Origin of the sequence: Nocardia sp. NPDC127526, from assembly GCF_042672265.1 — a bacterium.
GTDB lineage: Bacteria > Actinomycetota > Actinomycetes > Mycobacteriales > Mycobacteriaceae > Nocardia.
Genome location: NZ_JBHXVO010000004.1, coordinates 291212 through 308623, shown reverse-complemented (window position 1 = coordinate 308623; position 17412 = coordinate 291212). Strand labels below are relative to the sequence as shown.

The window sequence follows — 17412 nt, the reverse complement described above, 5'->3', positions numbered from 1 at the left end:
CCGGCTACGGGCCGACGGTGATCCGCTCGGCCACCAGCGTCCACAGCGGATCGCGCGGACCGATGTCCAGGGTGCACTCGTCCGGGCGCGGATCCGGGACGAAGGCCCAGAACAGCGCCCCGGCCGCGCCCGCCTCGCGCACCGTGGTCAGCTTGACCGCCATATCGTCGCGGCGCGCCTGCGGACTCCGGCACGACCCGGCCTCCTCGCCGACTTCGGCCAGCAGCAACGGCTTTCCGAGGTCGCGGGCCTGCTGGAAGCGCACCGCCAGGCCATCGTGCCCGTCGCCGGGCAGGACGGCGGGGTCCTTCGAATAGTCGTGGTAGTCCAGCACATCCACCTGCGGTGAGGCCGCGACGAACGCGTAGTCCGCGCCGGCGGTTCCGCACTGCCCGCCGCCGGTGAATCCGGAGAAGATCAGCCGCCCCGGATCCAGCTTCCGCACGATCGCGCCCGCCTCGTCGAAGAACCGCCGCAGCACCTGCGCCGCATCCGCCGGGCAGGTCCGAGCGCGCAGCGTGCAATCGCGGCCCGCGCACTCGCTCGCCTCCGGTTCCCCCACCAGTTCCCATCCCGCCAGCACCGGACTGTCGTGCCATCGCGATACCGCGGTCCGCACCCAATCCCGGTAGCTCATGACGGCCCGCCCCCGCACCGGCCGGAACTGCTTCCAGCCCTCGACATACCACTGCCGCTGCTTGAACCGCTCGTCACTGCAGCCGCCGTCCTGGGCGGACAGCACCGGCAGCACCGCCTGCCGATGCCGCTCGGCCGCCTGGAACACCGCGTCCACCGCGGTGAAATTCAATTCCCCGGTGGTCTTGTCCACCGCGAAGGCCTGAAACAGATTGAACCGCGTCAACGCGTTCTTCGGCAGCGACCCGAAATACGAATCCAGCTCCACCTCGGCCCCGCACCCGAAATTGATCGCGAAGTTGGTCGCCAGCTGGGGCGCATCGAATCCCGAAGGCCACCAAGGTTTCCCGTCCAGCGTCAACCCCTCCGCGGTCGCCCCCACCGACACCGGCTCGACACTGGGCTCGGGCCGCTGCGGCGGTTCCGAACAGGCCGCCACCCCGGCTACCGCCAGCACCGCGAGCAATCGAACTCCGACCCGAGCCAATTCGTCTCCTATCGGTGCGAGGCAGGCCATCGAGCGCGCACGAGCACCCGATTCCACCACAGCCCCGCCTCGATACCGACCGGTCCGAGCCCTGCGTGTTGGGATCGCGGCGCGGTCCCCGGTCACGCGGCGGCGCGACCGCCATTGCCGGCCGACCGAATCTGGGTCAGGAACTCGGCATTGTTCTCGGTCTGCCGTAGTCCGGTCAGCAACAGCTCGAGGGCTTGCTGCGGATCGCGATCGGTCAAGGTGCGCCGCATTGCCGCGGTCGCCGCCAACTCCTCCGCAGTGAACAGCAGGTCATCGCGGCGCGTGCTGGACTGGGCGACATCGACGGCGGGGAACAGCCGCCGATCCGCGCTCCGCCGATCGAGCTTGAGCTCGCAATTGCCCGTGCCCTTGTACTCCTCGAAGATGACGGTGTCGGCCAGCGACCCGGTCTCCACCAGCGCACTGGCGATAATCGTGAGCGACCCGCCATTCTCCATATTCCGGGCAGCACCCAGGAACTTCTTCGGCGGCGCCAGCGCACCCGCATCCACACCACCGGACAGCACTCGCCCGGAGGTGGGTGCGGCCATGTTGTAGGCGCGCGCCAACCGGGTCAGTGAATCGAGCAGAACCACCACGTCGCGGCCCATTTCCACCAGCCGCTTGGCATGTTCGATCGCCAGTTCGGCGACCGCGATCTGCTCCCGCGGCGGCTGATCGAAGGTGGCGGCCGCGATATCGGCGGGCACACCCCGGGACAGATCGGTCACCTCCTCGGGCCGTTCGCCGACCAGCACCAGCATGATCTGGCACTCCGGGTGATTCTTGGCAATCCCGTGCGCAAAGGCCTGCAGCACAGAGGTTTTCCCCGCCTTCGGCGGCGCGACCACGAGCGCCCGCTGCCCCTTCCCGATCGGAGTGACCAGATCGGCTATGCGCGTGGTCAGTTCATGCGCTTCGGTCTCCAGCCGAAGCCGCTGATTCGGATAGATGGGAACCAGATCACCGAAATGCGGACGCGCTTTCGCCCGCGACGGCGTCATCCCATTGACCGTGTCGACCCGCAGCAACGGCGCAAGCCTCACGCCATCCTGCCTGGTCCCCGCCACCCCGGTGACGGTATCCCCCCGGCGCAGCCCGTACTCGCGGATCACCCGCGCCGACACGTGAATATCGTGCGGACCGGCCTGATAGCCCTCCACCCGCACAGTCGCGTGGTTGTCGGTGATGTCCACGATCCCGGTAACCGGCACCCGATCATCACCAACATGAATCATGTTGTCTGTCATGGTTTTTCTCTCTCATCAGAGTGGATGTCTTCATTCGTTCGGATACGGCGAACCGCCGCGAATGCAGCACGACGCTGCGGCGAATCCCGAACCGGCGACATTGCAACGAGGACATCGACCGAACTTCGGGAGATTGGAATGTGTGGGAGGGAGCTACTCACCTACATCCACATGGTGACCGCCTGAGCAGATCACCAATTAGATCCGCCGCCCAGCGTACCGGCGCCCCCGACATCCCGCAACAACGGTCATCGCAACCGGCAAACTCATTGCAGCCGCAGCGACGTCCAGCGCGGATAGTGTGACCGCATGGAGCACGACGTGCGGTCACTTCATGCCTCGTCGTTCGGTGCGGCAGCGGACGCCTACGCCGAGCATCGCCCGGACTACGCGAAGACAGCGGTGCGCTGGGCGCTCGAGCCCGCGCCCGGCCCGCGGGTACTGGACCTCGGCGCCGGAACCGGCAAGCTGACCGGCACACTGGTCGCGCTCGGCGCCGATGTCATTGCGGTCGAGCCCGATCCGGCGATGCTGACCGAGCTGCGCCGAGCCTTGCCGGGGGTTGCGTGCCCTGCCGGGCAGCGCCGAGGCGATCCCGCTCCCCGATGCGTGCGTCGATGCCGTGCTGGCCGGAAAACTTCGCCCTCCCGATGCTGACCGGCGTACTGCGCGTCCGCCGGCTACCCACCCTGGTCAAATGATCACCGGGAACTGGTGGCGGCATCGGCCGAGAAGCCCCCGCCATCAGTTCCCGGTGATCGCATGTCCATGTCAGGCCGGTGACGAGTGCGGTGGGTGAGGTTTGACGCACGCGCGGACCGTTCGATGGGTCGCGGACTGTGGCTACGCTGGACGAGTGGACGAGTGGACGAGGGGGAGAGATGACTACGGCGATTGTGGTGGGGGCGGGGCCCAATGGGCTCGCGGCTGCGGTGACCCTGGCCGAGCGCGGGGTCGAGGTGACGGTGCTGGAGGCGGCCGACAGTAGTGCGGGTGGGACGCGCAGCGGGGAATTCACCGTGCCCGGGCTGCTGCACGATCACTGCTCGGCGGTTCACCCGTTCGCTGCGGCGTCTCCGTTCCTGCGCGGCCGCGATCTCGAAAAGCATGGTCTCACTTGGCGCTACGCGCCGGTCGACTTGGCGCATCCGGTCGATGGCGGGGCGGCGGGCGTGCTGGTTCGCTCGGTGAGCGAGACCGCGGCGGGGCTGGGCGTCGATGAGCAGCGGTGGAATCGACTGTATGGCAAGCTCTCCGCCCGCATCGATGACGCCGTGGAGGAGATCTTCCGGCCGCTGCCGCATCTGCCCCGGCATCCGATCACCCTGGCGCGCTTGGGTATACCGTCGGTGGCCTCGGCTGCATTGGTCGCTCGGCTGTGGCGGACCGAGGAGGCGAAGGCGCTGTTCGGGGGTGCATGCGCCCACTCTTTCCAGCCTCTGACCGCCCCCCTGTCCGCGGCGCTCGGCGTCATGTTCGTGGCCGTGAACCAGCGCTATGGCTGGCCGGTGGCGCAGGGCGGTTCGCGATCGATCACCGATGCCCTGGCTGCTCTGCTGATCTCACTGGGTGGCCGCATCGAGACAAGCGTGAAAGTCGCCTCGGCCGCTGATCTGCCGCCTGCCGACCTCACTCTGTTCAACCTCGGACCGCACGCTGTCGCCCGCATCCTCGGTGACCGCATGCCGGGACGAATTCAGAGCGCGTACCGCCGATACTCCTACGGCCCCGGAGCATTCAAGTTGGACCTCGCAGTCGAAGGCGGCATCCCGTGGTCGAACGAAGACTGCCGACATGCCGGAACCGTCCATGTTGCAGGCTCTTTCGCCGAGATGGTGGCTGCGGAACGGGACACCAATGCGGGACGCATGCCCGCTCGCCCCTTCATCGTCCTGGGCCAGCAGTACCTGGCCGACCCAGCTCGCTCCCGCGGTGATCTCCACCCGATCTATGCCTACGCCCATGTCCCGAACGGCTTCACCGGGGATGCGACCGACGCCATCCTCGACCAGATCGAACGTTTCGCCCCCGGATTCCGTGATCGTATCGTCGCGACCTCGGCGATCAGGACCACGGATCTGGCCGCGGACAACCCGAATTTCGTCGGCGGCGATGTGATGGGCGGTGCGGCTACTCCCACTCAACTGCTGACCCGTCCGCGTATAGCGCCGGACCCGTATTACACCGGTGTCCCCGGTATGTTCATCTGTTCCGCCGCCACCCCACTGGGAACCGGTACCCACGGTATGGGCGGCCACAATGCCGCGCTGTCCGCCCTGCGCCGCCTCGAACAGCCCGGAAGACGGCGGTTCGCTATGGTTCGGCGATGGACACCGCAGAGTTCGTCGAACGCGGCAGTTCGATCATCGATCGGCTGACCACCACACAGACCCCGCCCCCGGTGGAATTGGTGATCGGAACCGGCGTGATCGCGCTCCTACTGGTCGCCTTCCGGCCCACCTGGCGGATTCTGCGCAATGTGGTGACCCTGGCACACGAAGGCGGGCACGCGTTCACGGCCCTGCTCACCGGGCGGCGGCTCAACAGCATCCGATTGCATTCCGACACTTCCGGTCTCACCGTGTCCAGCGGAAAGCCGTACGGGCTGGGCATGATTCTCACCAGTGCGGCCGGCTATCCGGCCCCGGCGCTGCTGGGACTGGCCTACGCCGCCTTGCTGGGCGCGCATCGGATCACGCTCATGCTGTGGCTGACCATCGCCTTGCTGCTCATCCTGCTGGTGAAGGTGCGCAATCTCTACGGCGTGCTCAGCATGTTCGTGATCGGCGGCATCGTCTTCGCGGTGTCCTGGTTCGGCACCGATGTCACCCAGGCCGGGCTGGCCTATCTGGCGGCCTGGTTCCTGCTGCTCGCCGCGGTGCGCCCGGTCCTGGAACTGCAGCGCAACCGGCGGCACGAACCCAATTCCGATGCCGATCAGCTGGCCCGGCTGACCCGCATCCCGGGACTGCTGTGGGTGCTGCTGTTCGGCGCGATCGCGGTGTGCTCGCTGCTGCTGGGCGGGCGACTGCTGCTGGCCGACGTGACCGGGGTGTGCGTGCCCGGGATCACGCAGAGCACCTGCGCGCCCGCATCCGGAGCATGAGGATCTTGGCACGTCACAAGGAGATTGGCACCGGCGCGAGATTTCTCGAGAACGGGGGCTAACATTCGCTTTACACCGTCCGGGTGATCGGGAGCACGGGATCGACCGGCCGGGTTTCGATCGTGATCGCAGGAGGGTTCGACATGGACAGACCGGCATGGGCCCCGGACGGCGTGGATATGACGCAGGCGAGCCCGGCTCGCATGTACGACGCGCTGCTGGGCGGTTCGCACAACTTCGAGGTCGACCGCAAAGCCGCTGAAATGGGCAAAATGCTGGTACCGGACCTGCCGCGCGTGGCGTTGAGCAACCGGGCCTTCCTGCGCCGGGCCGTGCGATTCCTGGTGGATTCGGGGGTGCGGCAGTTCCTGGACATTGGTTCGGGCATCCCGACCGCGGGCAATGTGCACCAGGTCGCTCAGGAGATCGACCCCTCGTGCCGCGTGCTCTACGCCGATATCGATCCGGTGGCCGTCGCGCACGCGCGGGCGATCCTGCTGGACAACGACCGGTCCGCGGCCATCGAGGCGGATCTGCGCAAGCCCGCCGATCTGCTCGATCAGGCCCAGGCCACCGGCATTATCGATTTCTCCCAACCGGTCGGTGTGCTCATGATCGCGGTCCTGCACCTGCTCGGCGACGCCGATGAGCCCGGTGCGCAGGTGGCCGCCGTGCGCGCCGCGGTGCCCGCGGGCAGCTATCTCGCCCTCTCGCATCTCACCTCCGCCACCCGCCCCGAGGATGCCGCCAAACTCGGCGCCAATGCCGCGGACGAAAACAAGATCGGCATTCACTTCCGCTCCCGCGAAGCGATCACCGGCTTCTTCGACGGCTGGGATCTGCTCGAGCCCGGCGTGGTCGAATTGCCGCAATGGCGACCCGAATCCGACCGAGATCAGCACGAGACTCCGGGCCGCTCCCTGGGACTCGCGGGCGTCGGCCGGAAAGCCTGAGCGGCGCGGGCGATTCGGGGCAGGGGAGTCGTGGTGGGTACGGCACACGAACTGGCGGTCCGGTGGGCCGGCATGCTCGACGGTGCGGTCGCACCCACCATCACCAGGGGTCAGGTCGAGACGCTGCTGGAGGGGTACACCGCGCGTCTGATCGCGGCGGTGCAGGGCACCGAGGACGTCTCGGTGGCGCGGGAAGCCGCCGCGGCGCTGGTCGCGGCCAATTACCGGGATCCGCTCGCCGTGCATCGCTCCCTGCTGGTGTTGTGCAAGGACCTGGTGCGCGCCGTCTGCCCCGATCCCGAATGTCCGGATTACGACCCGGTTCGCGACCGCGCCATCGAGGTGGCCGCGGAATTCGCCGCCGAGTTCACCGCCGGCCTGCGCAATGCCGCGCTCGCCGAACAGGAGGCCACGCTGGCCGCCGCGCTCACGGCCGCCCGTGAAGCCGAAGCGCGGCGGCAGCTGTCCGAGGCCCGCTTCCAGGCCATCTTCGCCGGCGCCTCGGTCGGCATCGGCACGGTGGACATCAGCACCGGCCGGGTGGTGGACGTGAATCGCGCCATGGCCGAGACGCTCGGCGTGCCCGCCGAGGACATGCCCGGCCGGTCGGTCGCCGAGATCCTGGGCCCGGCCAATATCGGCGATGCCTTCGACAAGTTCCAGCGGCTCATCACCGGGCAGATCGCGAGCTTCCGCACCGAGACCAAGCACACCCGCCCGGACGGCGGCACCGCCATTGTCGACCTCTCCATGTCGGTCGTCCGCGACAGCAATGGCAAGCCGCGCTTCCTGGTCGGCGTGACCGTCGATGTCACCGAGCGCAAGAAGCTGGCCGACCAGCTCTGGCACGACGCCCACCACGATTCGCTGACCGGGCTGCCCAATCGATTGCTGTTCTTCGACCGGCTCGCGGCGGCCAGCGGCCGGATCGGCGTCTGCTACCTGGATCTGGACGGGTTCAAGGAGATCAACGATCAGCGCGGCCACACCGCCGGGGATCAGGTGCTGCGCGAGGTGGCGCGGCGACTGGCCACGGTGCTGCCCACCAAGGCGGTGGCGGCGCGGCTGGGCGGCGACGAGTTCATCGTGCTGGTCGAGAACTGTTCCAACCATGAGGAATTGACCACGGTCGCCGATGACATCCTGGCGGCGCTGCTGCGGCCGTTCACTGTGGCGGGGTTGTCGGTCACCGTCGGCGCCAGTATCGGCACCGCGCTGGTGGACGTGGACTCGACGGCCATCGACGAACTCATGCACGCCGTGGACAGCGCCATGTACCGCGACAAGGCGCTGCGGCAGGGCCGCTAGATCGCTCCGCGGCAGGGCATTAGATCACGTACGGCACCAAGGCTTTCCGCTCCGCCGGGTAGTCGGCGAACTTCTCCCGGTACCAGGTGTGGGTGGCGAAGGCGCGCGGCACCAGATTGCCGAAGGTGATCAGGAAGATGACCACGCCGGGCAGCGCCCAGGTGAGCAGGGCGAAGCCCGCCCAGGCCACCAGCTCCCCGAGATAGGTGGGGCTGGTGACGAATCGGAAGCCGCCGCCGAACGGGATCTTGTATTCCGTTGCGCCCGGATTGTTCTTGTCGCGCAGATTGCGAACGATCCACTCGGAGTTCACCAGCAGCGCGAACCCGCACAGATACACCACCAGGCCGATGAGGAACCGCGGATCGGTCAGCCAGCCGGTCCCGTACTGCCCCAGGTAGTCATGGCTGAACAACGCGCCGTTGAGATACCCGTGCATCGCCGTCACGAACATGCCCATACCGAGCACCGAAACATTGAAACTGCTGGTCTTGCCGGGCACTTGGCGAATCGACAGGGGGAAGAACCACCCGCGATTGCCGTAGTGCAGAATCCAGATGGCCGCCAGCACCAGCGACGTCGGCTCGAACCGATTCGGGCCACCGAGATACGCGACGGCGAACACCACCGTGGCCGGAATCTCCATCAGCCACCACCCGAGCTTCGGATTCAGATTGAACCCCAGCTTCGCGGTGGCGAACCGGCCGTACGGGCTCTGCCCGAACAGCCCGCCCACCAGTACGAACGCCGCGAACCCGAAGGCGATCGTCAGGACGGTGTCATAGCCGGTATTACCGGTGTACCAGTTCATGCGCGTTGGTCCTTCGTCGAAAACTAGAACAGGTTCTACCACGCCGGGGTGGTCATCCGATACCCATACCCCGGCGCGGCCGAAGACCGCCCGGTAGGTTGGCGAGAGCCTGGAGGGAGGCGTAGATGGGTGTGCAGGGATGGGATGTCCTGCTGAAGTGGATGCCGTTCTTTCTGGAGGACGGTGCGGAGAACGCGGATTCGGGGCTGGAATGGAACCCGCGGTTCATTCAGGTGCGGGACGAAGGGATCGGGCGGCATGTGCACTTCGCGCAGCAGGGCAGCGATGTGGAGATCGTGCTGGCGGTGCCGGATGACGCCGCCGATGCGCAGACGCTGCTATCGGTGCTGAAGGCGCAGCCGGAGGGGATCTGGGATCCGGTGCCGCTGCCCGCGGAATCGGATGGGGCCGCGCCGGATCCGCAGTGGCAGGCGGTGCGGCGGGTGCGGGAGCAGCCGGGGCTGGCGCGGGAATGGAGCACCGGGTGGGCGCAGGGCGCCGGGATCGATGCGCGCAAGCGGGTGGCGGACTCGGTGGTGGCGGTGCTGCGCGAGGGGCTGGATATGCATCCGGATCGGCTGCGGATCGCGGCGTGGAGCCTGGATGTGCCGGAGACCGGGACGTTCGGGCTGACCGCCGATCGGCCGAGTGAGCGCGGTGCGCCCGTATCCTGTTCGGACTGGGCGGATTTCGAGGATCGGCTGGCGTGGGCGCTGACCACTCTGCCGTGGGACGGCGTGATCAATCTGAGTACCCCGCATCCCGGACCGGACCCGTGCTTCGTGCAGTTCCTGCACGGGCGGCAGCTGTTCAACGAGGCCAGCGGCTGGGATGTGGCCGGGCTCGGCGCGGGCGAATTCGACAGGCGCATGCGCGATCTCGGCTGGAGCTTCGCACCGCACAGCGTGCCGGGCGGGGCCGCGCTCATCTGGGAGGGTCCGGTGGCGCGCGCCGGGTACAACCCGTGCCTGCGCGGATCGCCGCGGCGGACGGTGGCGACCTTCCGGGACGTGTTCGCGGTCGTGCATCCGCAGGATCTGGTGTTCCGCGCCTTCCGCAACGGGCGGCGGCGCGATCCCGAATTGAGTTATCTGGATATCGAACTCGGGATTCCGCGGGACGTGCGCTAGCGGCGCTGCAGGTGGACGGGCAGGCCGTCGGCGGGCAGCGGGCCGGTGCCGGAGGTCAGCGGGACCCGATAGCCGGGCGAGACGGACCAGCGGTAGTGCCGCAGCATGCGGTGCAGCACCGACTTGACGGTCATGCCACCGAAATACATGCCGATGCACTTGTGCGCGCCGCCGCCGAAGGGCGACCAGGCGTAGCGGTGCGAACTGTCTTCGTGGCGTTCGGTATTGAAGCGTTCCGGGTCGAAAACGTCCGGATCGGACCAGTAGTCCTCGTTGCGCATGAGGGGGACGGCGCCGATCATGATCAGCGTGCCCTGCGGGATGTAGTAGCCGAGGATATCGGTGTCGGCGATGGTTTCCCGCACCTCCTGGCCGACCGGCGCGTGCAGGCGCAGGGTCTCGCGGAACGCCAGGTCCAGGCTCGGCAGCCGGGCCAGGTCGTCGTAGGTGAGGGAATCCGATTCCAGGGCAATGGATTCGGCTCGCAGCCGCTCCTGCCATTCCGGATGGCGGGCCAGTTCGTAGACCAGCATGGAGATGGCGATGGTGCTGGTGTCGTGCGCGGCCATCATCACGAAGATCATGTGCGAGATGATGTCCTCGTCGGTGAAGTCGTCCTCGCGGGCCGCGGCCCGGCACAGCACGCTGAACAGGTCGGCGTCATCGCCGGCGCGCTTGCGGGGCAGTTCCCGGCGGAAGTACTCCTCGAGGATGCGCCGCCCGCGCAGGCCGCGCGACCAGACGCCGCCGGGCACCTTCGCGCGGATCATGGCCTGCCCGCCGCGCACGGCGTCCTCGAAGGCGTAGCCGAGGCGGGTGCCCTCGGGTCCGAGGCGGGCGCCGGCGAACACCACCGTGGCCTGTTCCAGCAGTAACTGTTTCGCGTGGTCGTAGAGCCGGAAGTCGCGGCCCGGCTGCCATGCGGCCATCCCGGCGTCCAGATGCGGCGTGGTGAGGTCCAGGTACCCGACGAGGCTCGGCCGCCCGAACGCCTGCTGCAAGATGCGCCGGTGGTGCAGGTGTTCGTCGAAGTCGCGCAACAGGACTCCGCCGTGGAAGAACGGCCCGATGAGGTACTCGTACCCCCGCTGCGCGGAGAACACGTGCTTGCGATCCAGCAGCACCGCCTCCGCCGCATCCGGACTGCCGATCCCGACCACCGGCCGCCCGAAGATCCCGAACCAGCTGACCGCCCCGAACCGCTCGAACCGCTCCCGCGAGAAGTCCAGCGAATCCCCGAGCGAACTCAGCAGATGCCCGATACCCGGCAACCCGGCATCCCCCATCACGGGCCGCAACCCACTGCCCGCGGGCGGCACGGCCAGCGCCCGCGGCACCGACGGATACGCCCGCGAGATCCGCGCCGCCGCACTGCGCGCCCGCAGATTGACCAGCGCCCGCACATGATGGGCCCGCAGCGTTCCGCGAACCGGAAGATCGCTGGGCACAAGGAGATTCATGATCGTCTCCCTCCGGGATACCTCCCCCAACGGTAGCGGAAACAACCGTTTCCGTAAATGGTCGTTTCCGGACATCTATGCGAAGCTGGCTGAGTGACCCGGGAATTCAGCGGCACCTATCGCGGAACCACCACCGACGAACGCCGGGAACAACGCCGCCGCCGCCTCCTCGACGCCGCCCTGGACATAGTCGGCTCCCAAGGCCTGTCCGCCCTCACCGTCCGCGGCGTCTGCGAACAAGCCCGCGTAGGCCCCCGCTTCTTCTACGAATCCTTCCCCGACCTCGACGCCCTGGCAGGCGCCCTCCTCACCGAAGTCCAGCAAGAGGCCCTGGACCAAGCCCGCCTCACCATGAACGCAACCCCCGGCAGCGCCGAAGACAAGATCCGAGCAGGCGTAGCCGCCCTCATCATCTCCGTCACCGACGACCCCCGCCGCGCCAACATAGCCTTCGCCCAGGCCTACGGCAGCGAAGCCCTCATGCGCCGCCGCTTCGCCGGCATGCGCGAAGTAGCCGCCCTGATCATCGAACAAACCCGCCTCCTCCTCGACATCCCCGAAGGCGAAGACACCGCCATAACCGCCCTGGCCCAACTCATCACCGGCGGCGCCGCCGAATTGACCTTGGTCTGGCTGGACGGCGGCCTAAAAGTCGAACGCCCAGTCCTCATAGAACTAATCGCCGACTACGTAGTAGCCATGGTCGACCGCCTCCCCGGCATGGCGACCAAACTCTCCGACTAGCGCGATTGTCATGCCGATTCGACGCGGTCGGCCGAGCCGTTGGACATGCGATCACCACGATTGCGCGCCTGGTCGTAGCTCACCACCGTGGTGTCAACCAGCAGGAATCGAAACCATGAACTCGCCCCGGCCGCAGCGCGCCATCTCCACCTCCCGTGGCAGGTACCGGGCCGATACGCCGGGTGGCGGAGAACCGCCGGGCCACTTCGTCGTTTCGTCGAAGTAGACGCCGGCCAGATTCGCCCCAGCCAAATCCGCACCGGTGAGATCGGCTTTCCGCAGATCTGCGTCCGTGAGATTCGCACCCCCGAGATGTGCGTTCGTCAGGTTCGCTGAGAAGAAGGTTGCTTCCGTGAAATCCCCGTGCAGGAAAGCGTTTTCGAGGTCTGATGCGAAGAGGTCCGCGCCCCTGAGCTTTGCCTCTAGCCAATGGTGTGCGCGCCACGGTGACGCCCGGATCGGCCGATCGACCTATCTTCGCATTGGTGACCCGCACTCCGGGGTGTGGAGATTCGCGATTCGCCGTCTCGGGAACCCCGATTGCTAGTGCGGTCTGTCGATGTTGCGCACGGGTGCGGCCTCGACTGTCTCGAGTAGGCCGTCGACCGCTGCCAGCGACGAATGGGGGTCACTGTGGGCGATCCCGGGAAACTGGTCGGAGCGTGCCACGAACGCGGCGTCGGATTCCGACCAGGACACCTGGATCGAGGACAGCCGGATCCGCTGGCGCGGGCGCTGCATGGCCTCGGTTCCCTTCTCTGAGCGTGCATCACGGTCGAGATTCCTTCCATCCCAGCATAGGAGCTGCCGGAAGGGTCATCAAATGGTCTGTGCCCCACAGTATTTCGGTGAATTGGCATAGAATGTCGTATTCGATGGCCCACGATGTCGGCGCCGATATCGTCCCGGGCTGCGGATCTCAGCACCCTGCGTGGAGTCGGGCGACCGCGGCAGCGACCTGCCAGCCGAATGTTGGCCAAAGATCCTTGCTGCCAGGGTGATACGTGTCGAAAAACCTCGAACTGAACGCTCAGTGGGCATAGGTTGCCAGGAGTTCCAAGGAACTGGTGATCAAGCCGGCGTCGAGGGCGGCATGGCGAGACTCGAGCGTCACCCGTCGGCGTAGGTCGAATACCGTGTCGGTGGGCAACTCATCGATCGCCCACGGCGGAATGGTCCAGCCCGGACGGTGTGGCGGCGGCCGCAGTTCGGACAGCCACTCATGGCGGGTTCGTGCGCGCAGGTGGGCGCAGGTGAGGATGCGGAAGCGCAATTCGCTCACATCAATGGTGGATGTCGCCGGCTGGTGGGACAGCGTTCTGCTCAGATCCGGGAGGCCGAGCTCTCGCAACAGTTCGGTCAACGGAGCCCGAACCGGTACGGCGTCCGGCGGCAACTCCAGGCCCAGCAGGTCGGCGATACCGCGCAGACCACGCTGGAGCGCGGCTGCGGCGCCGCGGAAATCGTCGAGCAGAGCATGGATTTCGGCGTGATCGTCGCCTGCTGTGCGGAAGATCCGATGAATCCCGTCGGCCCAGCGCCGGCAGGCCGACTCGTCGAAATGATCGCAGTCGTCGAACGTGCGCTCGGCGGAGTCACGGAGGTTCTCGGCGAACCGGCGGTTTCGCGCACGCCACCGGGCCTGTTCGGCATCCTCGGCCGCCGTGATCCGGCGGTTGACCGCGTCGATGTCGGATCGGCCGCGGATCAATGCGATATCGATCTCGGCGCGCCGCTCGGCGTACTTGCGGTCCTGCTCGCGGTAGTACCGCACCAGATCCGGATCGTCTTTCCACCAGGCCATAACCGCTCCTGACCAATGTAGTCAGGATACGTCGGAGCGCTCCGCAACGGCGTAAGCACACTCACGGGCGCCGCGTGGATCGCGGAACAATCCCTGCTTCGAGGTCGGCGGCGTCGGGTTTGCGGTGAGAAGGGGCGTTGGTCCTCGGCTTTGCGGTACCGCGGCCCTGTGCGCAGCATGACGAATGAACGACTCTCGATATCGGGACATCAGTGCTTCTCGCGGTTGAGGTGAACCGATATGGGTACCGCGGTGCGGGTACGCGGCCTGCGCAAACAGTACGGCGACACGGTGGCCGTGAACGATGTGTCGTTCGAGGTCGGCAAGGGCGAGATCCTCGGCCTGCTCGGACCGAACGGCTCCGGAAAGACCACCACGGTCGAATGTGTGCTGGGCCTGCGCCGAGCCGATAGAGGCGAGATCGAGATATTCGGCGCCGATCCGAGACGGGAACCGGCGAAGGTGCGACGACTGGTCGGCAGCCAGTTGCAGGACTCCGCGCTGCCGGATCGAATCAAGGTGTGGGAGGCGCTGCGACTGTTCTCGTCGCTGTCCCCGCACGGGCCGCCCTGGGAACTGCTGCTGGACGAGTGGGGGCTGCGGTCCCGGCGCACCACCGCGTTCGGAGACCTGTCCGGAGGGCAGCGGCAACGGTTGTTCGTCGCCCTGGCATTGGTCAACGATCCGCGCGTGGTCATCCTCGACGAAATGACCACCGGATTGGATCCGGCCGCTCGGCGAGTGGCCTGGGAACTGGTCGAGGCGGTGCGGGAACGAGGCACCGCGGTGCTGCTGGTCACGCATTTCATGGACGAGGCGGCCCGGTTGTGCGATCGGGTCGTTGTGCTGACGGCTGGACGAGTGGTGGCCGCCGGCACTCCGGCGGAGCTGGTGGCTGCCCAAACCCGCAGCAGCACAGTGCGATTCACCGCGCGCGATCCCGATGATCTCGATTATCTGAGGCAGGTGGCGGGTGTCGCCCGGGTGCAGCGCTCCCGCGACCGGGTCGAAGTCACGGGGTCGGGACCGTTGGCCGCCCGGGTGGCACACGCACTGGTGAGCCACGGCGAGGAACCACTCGACCTGCGAATAGAACTGCCCTCGCTCGAGGATGCCTATCTGACGCTGACCGGCACCACTGCCGGACATCTCGACGCGGCACGAAGGGGTTGAGCGCATGCGAGCTCTGCGGGAGATCACCTGGGTCGAACTCAAGCTGTTCGGCCGGGAACCGATCACGGTGGTTTTCGTGCTCGTGTTGCCGCTGATCATGCTGTACATCCTCAACGGCCTGTTCGGCAACCAGCCGAACCCGGACGTCGACGAAGGGGTCGGCGCCGTCGACTTCTACGCGCCCGCCTATGTCGCCCTGGTTGTCGCGACGGTCGGCGTCCTATCGGTCCCGGTACACCTGGCCGGTTACCGGGAACAGGGGATACTGCTCCGATTTCGCGCGTCGGCACTGACGCCGACGACATTGATCGGCGCGCACGTGATCATTGCAGTGGTGACCGGTGCCGTCGGGGCGATCCTGCTGACCGCGCTGTCGACTGTCGGGTATCACGGTGCGCTGCCGCACGATTGGCTCGGCGTGCTGGCCGGGTTCGTCTTGATCACCGTCGCTTTCGCGGTGTTGGGAGCCTGCGTCGGCGTGATGCTGCCGACCGCCCGTGCCGCGCAAGGTCTGGGGGTTCTGATGTTCTTCGTTTTTCTGCTGCTCGGTGGCGCCGGCCCGCCCCGGGAAGTGATGCCCGGCGCAATGTCCGGCCTCAGCGAACTCATTCCGCTCACCTATGCCGGGGCGGTCCTGCGCGGTCCCTGGCTGGGGCGGGGCTGGGACGCCACCGCGGTCCTCGTGATGAGCGGTCTGCTGGGTGTCAGTCTCGCGCTGACCTGGTGGAGGCTGCGCTCGATCGAGAGATGAGGCAGCCAGGCCCGCTGTCCCTTCGCCCGCTGTCTCTGCCCGGGGGCTTGTGGCGTTCAGTTGGTTCGGGTGACAGCGGGTGGGTTCCAGGTGCCGTCCACGATGGTCCGGTCGGGCCAGTAGGTGCGCAGCATCAGGTTGAATTCGCCCGAGGCCGGAGCGGGCAGCCAGTTGGATTCCTTTTCCGGGCCGGGGTTTTCGCGCTGGATGTAGATGTCGACCGATCCGTCCGGGTTCTTGGCCAGGCGTTCGCCGCGTACGGCGTAGCGGTTGATCGGGTTGTCGACGAAGAAGCCCTGCTCGTTGTACATGGTCAGGGACCAGAAGCCTTTGACCGGCGGGATCTGGTCGGCGGCGAAGTGCAGCACGTAGGCGTGGTCGGCGACGAGCTGGGTGTTCTTGTCGTCGACGCGGGTGGCCGGGTAGATGGCGTCCTGGGGCAGGTTCGCGCCGAGTCCGCCGTAGGCCACCAGCGCGCGAGCGGCGTAATCGGTGCCGTAGTCACCGATGTCGCTGCGCGCGATCTTCCACCCGTTGACCTCCTTGTTGCCCAGATCGGCTTCGATCTTCGACAGCGCCTTCGGCCACGCCTGTTCCCAGCGGGCGCGCTCGGACTCGGGCAGCGAGCTCAGGTCGAGCTTCGTGTCCGGAGACCATCCGATCGTGGCCAGTTGGTCGAGCGTGGCCTTGTCGTCCGGGCGGGTCTGGGTGTGGGACAGGCTGGTGTAGTACAGATCCCAGTACTGCTGCGGGGTCAGGTCGTGGATGTATTTGCCGACTGCCTGGTCCTTGGGCCAGTCCGGGTGCAGGTCGGTGTTGGTCGGCGGGGTGTAGGCGGTGCCGTAGGCGCTGAGCGGGATCGCTGTCATCTGATTCTGGATCGCCATCACGTTCGGCACGTCGTCGGGGCCGTTGACCTGGATGCGGCCGATCATCCACCCGGAATCGGTCGGCAGCTGGTATTCGTGCACGCCCTCGGGCAGCGTGCCGTGGAAGTTCGGCCCGACCAGGGCGAACTGGTAACCGTGCACGTCACCGAGGGTGCGAGGTCCGGCGGAGGCGTCGACATTGGTCCACGCGTCCAGGATCGGGAACAGGTGATACCGCCCGCCCATATCGGGCACGCTGACCACCAGGGGCTCCTGCGAGACGTCGAAGAACATCGACGTGTAGAGGGTGTCGACATTGGGGCGCACCACGCCGGTGAACTTCGCGTCGGGCAAGAAGTGCAGCGGGGCGAGCTGATTCATCGGGGCCGCGCCGATCGATGGATCCGGTGCGGGATAGTTCGTGGACTGCCGTCGCGTCACCTCCACCGACACCAGCGGATAGGTGTAGGTGTAGGCCAGTGCCGCCAGATCATCGGCCGTTGGCGCCGCCGACGAGCCGGGTGTCGAGGAATCCGTCGAGGAATCCGACGAACAAGCGACCGAGGCCAAGGCGACCGCGCCCACCAGACCCATCGCTATGGCTGCCCGGACGCGCCGGGACTTCGAACTGCTGACCACCGCATCCTCCTGGTTGAGGGTATTGCCGAGTACAGCGCGAGTGAGCCAATAGATAGCAAACTCCTCGTGAGAGTAGCCACTCGCTGCGCTCGGGCGTGAAATTTCAGCGATTTCACGACAGTCCGCCCCATATGCGCGGGCGTCCTGCTTCCCTATTCGACAGACAGCGAATGCGTAGCTACATAACGTGGGCGATGCACGCCGCTCGGCTTGACCCCGGCCGGGTTGCCCCGAATGTCGACAGTCCGGCACCCATCGCTC

17 protein-coding genes are annotated in these 17412 nt (G+C 67.0%); 9 read left to right on the top strand and 8 right to left on the bottom strand.

Features of this window, described 5'->3' with window-relative positions:
• Window positions 1–4 precede the first annotated feature (4 nt).
• On the bottom strand, window positions 5–1153 hold the full coding sequence (locus tag ACFVIV_RS10315; RefSeq protein ID WP_379194965.1) for a beta-mannosidase: 1149 nt from the start codon (window positions 1151–1153) through the stop codon (window positions 5–7).
• Window positions 1154–1245: 92 nt separating this feature from the next.
• Window positions 1246–2403, bottom strand: coding sequence for a transcription termination factor Rho, short form (locus tag ACFVIV_RS10310; RefSeq protein WP_379194629.1), 1158 nt, complete (start codon window positions 2401–2403; stop codon window positions 1246–1248).
• Window positions 2404–2712: 309 nt separating this feature from the next.
• On the opposite strand from ACFVIV_RS10310, the gene ACFVIV_RS10305 reads away from it, so the two are divergent.
• From ACFVIV_RS10305 to ACFVIV_RS10285, 5 genes are all read left to right on the top strand, one after another.
• The gene (locus ACFVIV_RS10305) at window positions 2713–3060 is read left to right on the top strand and encodes a class I SAM-dependent methyltransferase (RefSeq protein ID WP_379194627.1); all 348 of its coding nucleotides are present in this window, start codon (window positions 2713–2715) and stop codon (window positions 3058–3060) included.
• Between the two features lie 224 nt (window positions 3061–3284).
• The gene (locus ACFVIV_RS10300) at window positions 3285–4781 is read left to right on the top strand and encodes a phytoene desaturase family protein (protein ID WP_379194625.1); all 1497 of its coding nucleotides are present in this window, start codon (window positions 3285–3287) and stop codon (window positions 4779–4781) included.
• On the top strand, window positions 4730–5509 hold the full coding sequence (locus ACFVIV_RS10295) for a M50 family metallopeptidase (protein ID WP_379194623.1): 780 nt from the start codon (window positions 4730–4732) through the stop codon (window positions 5507–5509). Before ACFVIV_RS10300 ends, ACFVIV_RS10295 begins: the two co-directional genes overlap by 52 nt.
• Before the next feature lie 143 nt (window positions 5510–5652).
• Window positions 5653–6462, top strand: a complete 810-nt coding sequence (locus tag ACFVIV_RS10290; protein ID WP_379194621.1) for an SAM-dependent methyltransferase — start codon at window positions 5653–5655, stop codon at window positions 6460–6462.
• A 33-nt stretch (window positions 6463–6495) separates the two neighbouring features.
• Entirely contained in the window at window positions 6496–7770 is a 1275-nt protein-coding gene (locus tag ACFVIV_RS10285) for a diguanylate cyclase domain-containing protein (RefSeq protein ID WP_379194619.1), read from the top strand.
• A gap of 19 nt (window positions 7771–7789) precedes the next feature.
• On the opposite strand, the gene ACFVIV_RS10280 is transcribed toward ACFVIV_RS10285, so the two are convergent.
• Entirely contained in the window at window positions 7790–8581 is a 792-nt protein-coding gene (locus ACFVIV_RS10280; RefSeq protein WP_379194617.1) for a 3-oxo-5-alpha-steroid 4-dehydrogenase, read from the bottom strand.
• 125 nt (window positions 8582–8706) lie between these two features.
• Between ACFVIV_RS10280 and ACFVIV_RS10275 the strand changes: the two genes are divergently transcribed.
• Window positions 8707–9711 (top strand): hypothetical protein, encoded by a 1005-nt coding sequence (locus ACFVIV_RS10275; protein WP_379194615.1) that lies wholly within the window; start codon window positions 8707–8709, stop codon window positions 9709–9711.
• Here the strand turns inward: ACFVIV_RS10275 and ACFVIV_RS10270 are convergent.
• The gene (locus ACFVIV_RS10270) at window positions 9708–11171 is read right to left on the bottom strand and encodes a cytochrome P450 (RefSeq protein ID WP_379194613.1); all 1464 of its coding nucleotides are present in this window, start codon (window positions 11169–11171) and stop codon (window positions 9708–9710) included. The genes ACFVIV_RS10275 and ACFVIV_RS10270 overlap by 4 nt on opposite strands.
• Window positions 11172–11264: 93 nt before the next feature.
• Between ACFVIV_RS10270 and ACFVIV_RS10265 the strand changes: the two genes are divergently transcribed.
• On the top strand, window positions 11265–11915 hold the full coding sequence (locus ACFVIV_RS10265) for a TetR/AcrR family transcriptional regulator (protein ID WP_379194611.1): 651 nt from the start codon (window positions 11265–11267) through the stop codon (window positions 11913–11915).
• Between the two features lie 93 nt (window positions 11916–12008).
• Here the strand turns inward: ACFVIV_RS10265 and ACFVIV_RS10260 are convergent, their stop codons facing one another.
• The 3 genes from ACFVIV_RS10260 to ACFVIV_RS10250 form a co-directional block, all read right to left on the bottom strand.
• Window positions 12009–12284, bottom strand: coding sequence for a pentapeptide repeat-containing protein (locus tag ACFVIV_RS10260; protein WP_379194963.1), 276 nt, complete (start codon window positions 12282–12284; stop codon window positions 12009–12011).
• A 174-nt stretch (window positions 12285–12458) separates the two neighbouring features.
• Entirely contained in the window at window positions 12459–12656 is a 198-nt protein-coding gene (locus tag ACFVIV_RS10255; protein WP_379194609.1) for a hypothetical protein, read from the bottom strand.
• 289 nt (window positions 12657–12945) lie between these two features.
• A complete protein-coding gene (locus tag ACFVIV_RS10250; RefSeq protein ID WP_379194607.1) occupies window positions 12946–13719 on the bottom strand; it encodes a hypothetical protein in 774 nt (257 codons plus the stop codon).
• Between the two features lie 240 nt (window positions 13720–13959).
• Here ACFVIV_RS10250 and ACFVIV_RS10245 point away from each other — a divergent pair, with 240 nt between their 5' ends.
• Together ACFVIV_RS10245 and ACFVIV_RS10240 are read left to right on the top strand one after the other, a co-directional pair.
• Window positions 13960–14892 carry an ABC transporter ATP-binding protein gene (locus ACFVIV_RS10245; RefSeq protein ID WP_379194605.1) on the top strand — a complete coding sequence of 311 codons (933 nt, stop codon included), beginning with the start codon at window positions 13960–13962 and terminating at the stop codon, window positions 14890–14892.
• Between the two features lie 4 nt (window positions 14893–14896).
• Window positions 14897–15643 carry an ABC transporter permease gene (locus ACFVIV_RS10240; protein ID WP_379194603.1) on the top strand — a complete coding sequence of 249 codons (747 nt, stop codon included), beginning with the start codon at window positions 14897–14899 and terminating at the stop codon, window positions 15641–15643.
• Window positions 15644–15699: 56 nt separating this feature from the next.
• On the opposite strand, the gene ACFVIV_RS10235 is transcribed toward ACFVIV_RS10240, so the two are convergent.
• A complete protein-coding gene (locus tag ACFVIV_RS10235; RefSeq protein WP_379194601.1) occupies window positions 15700–17151 on the bottom strand; it encodes a DUF1254 domain-containing protein in 1452 nt (483 codons plus the stop codon).
• Between the last annotated feature and the right edge of the window lie 261 nt (window positions 17152–17412).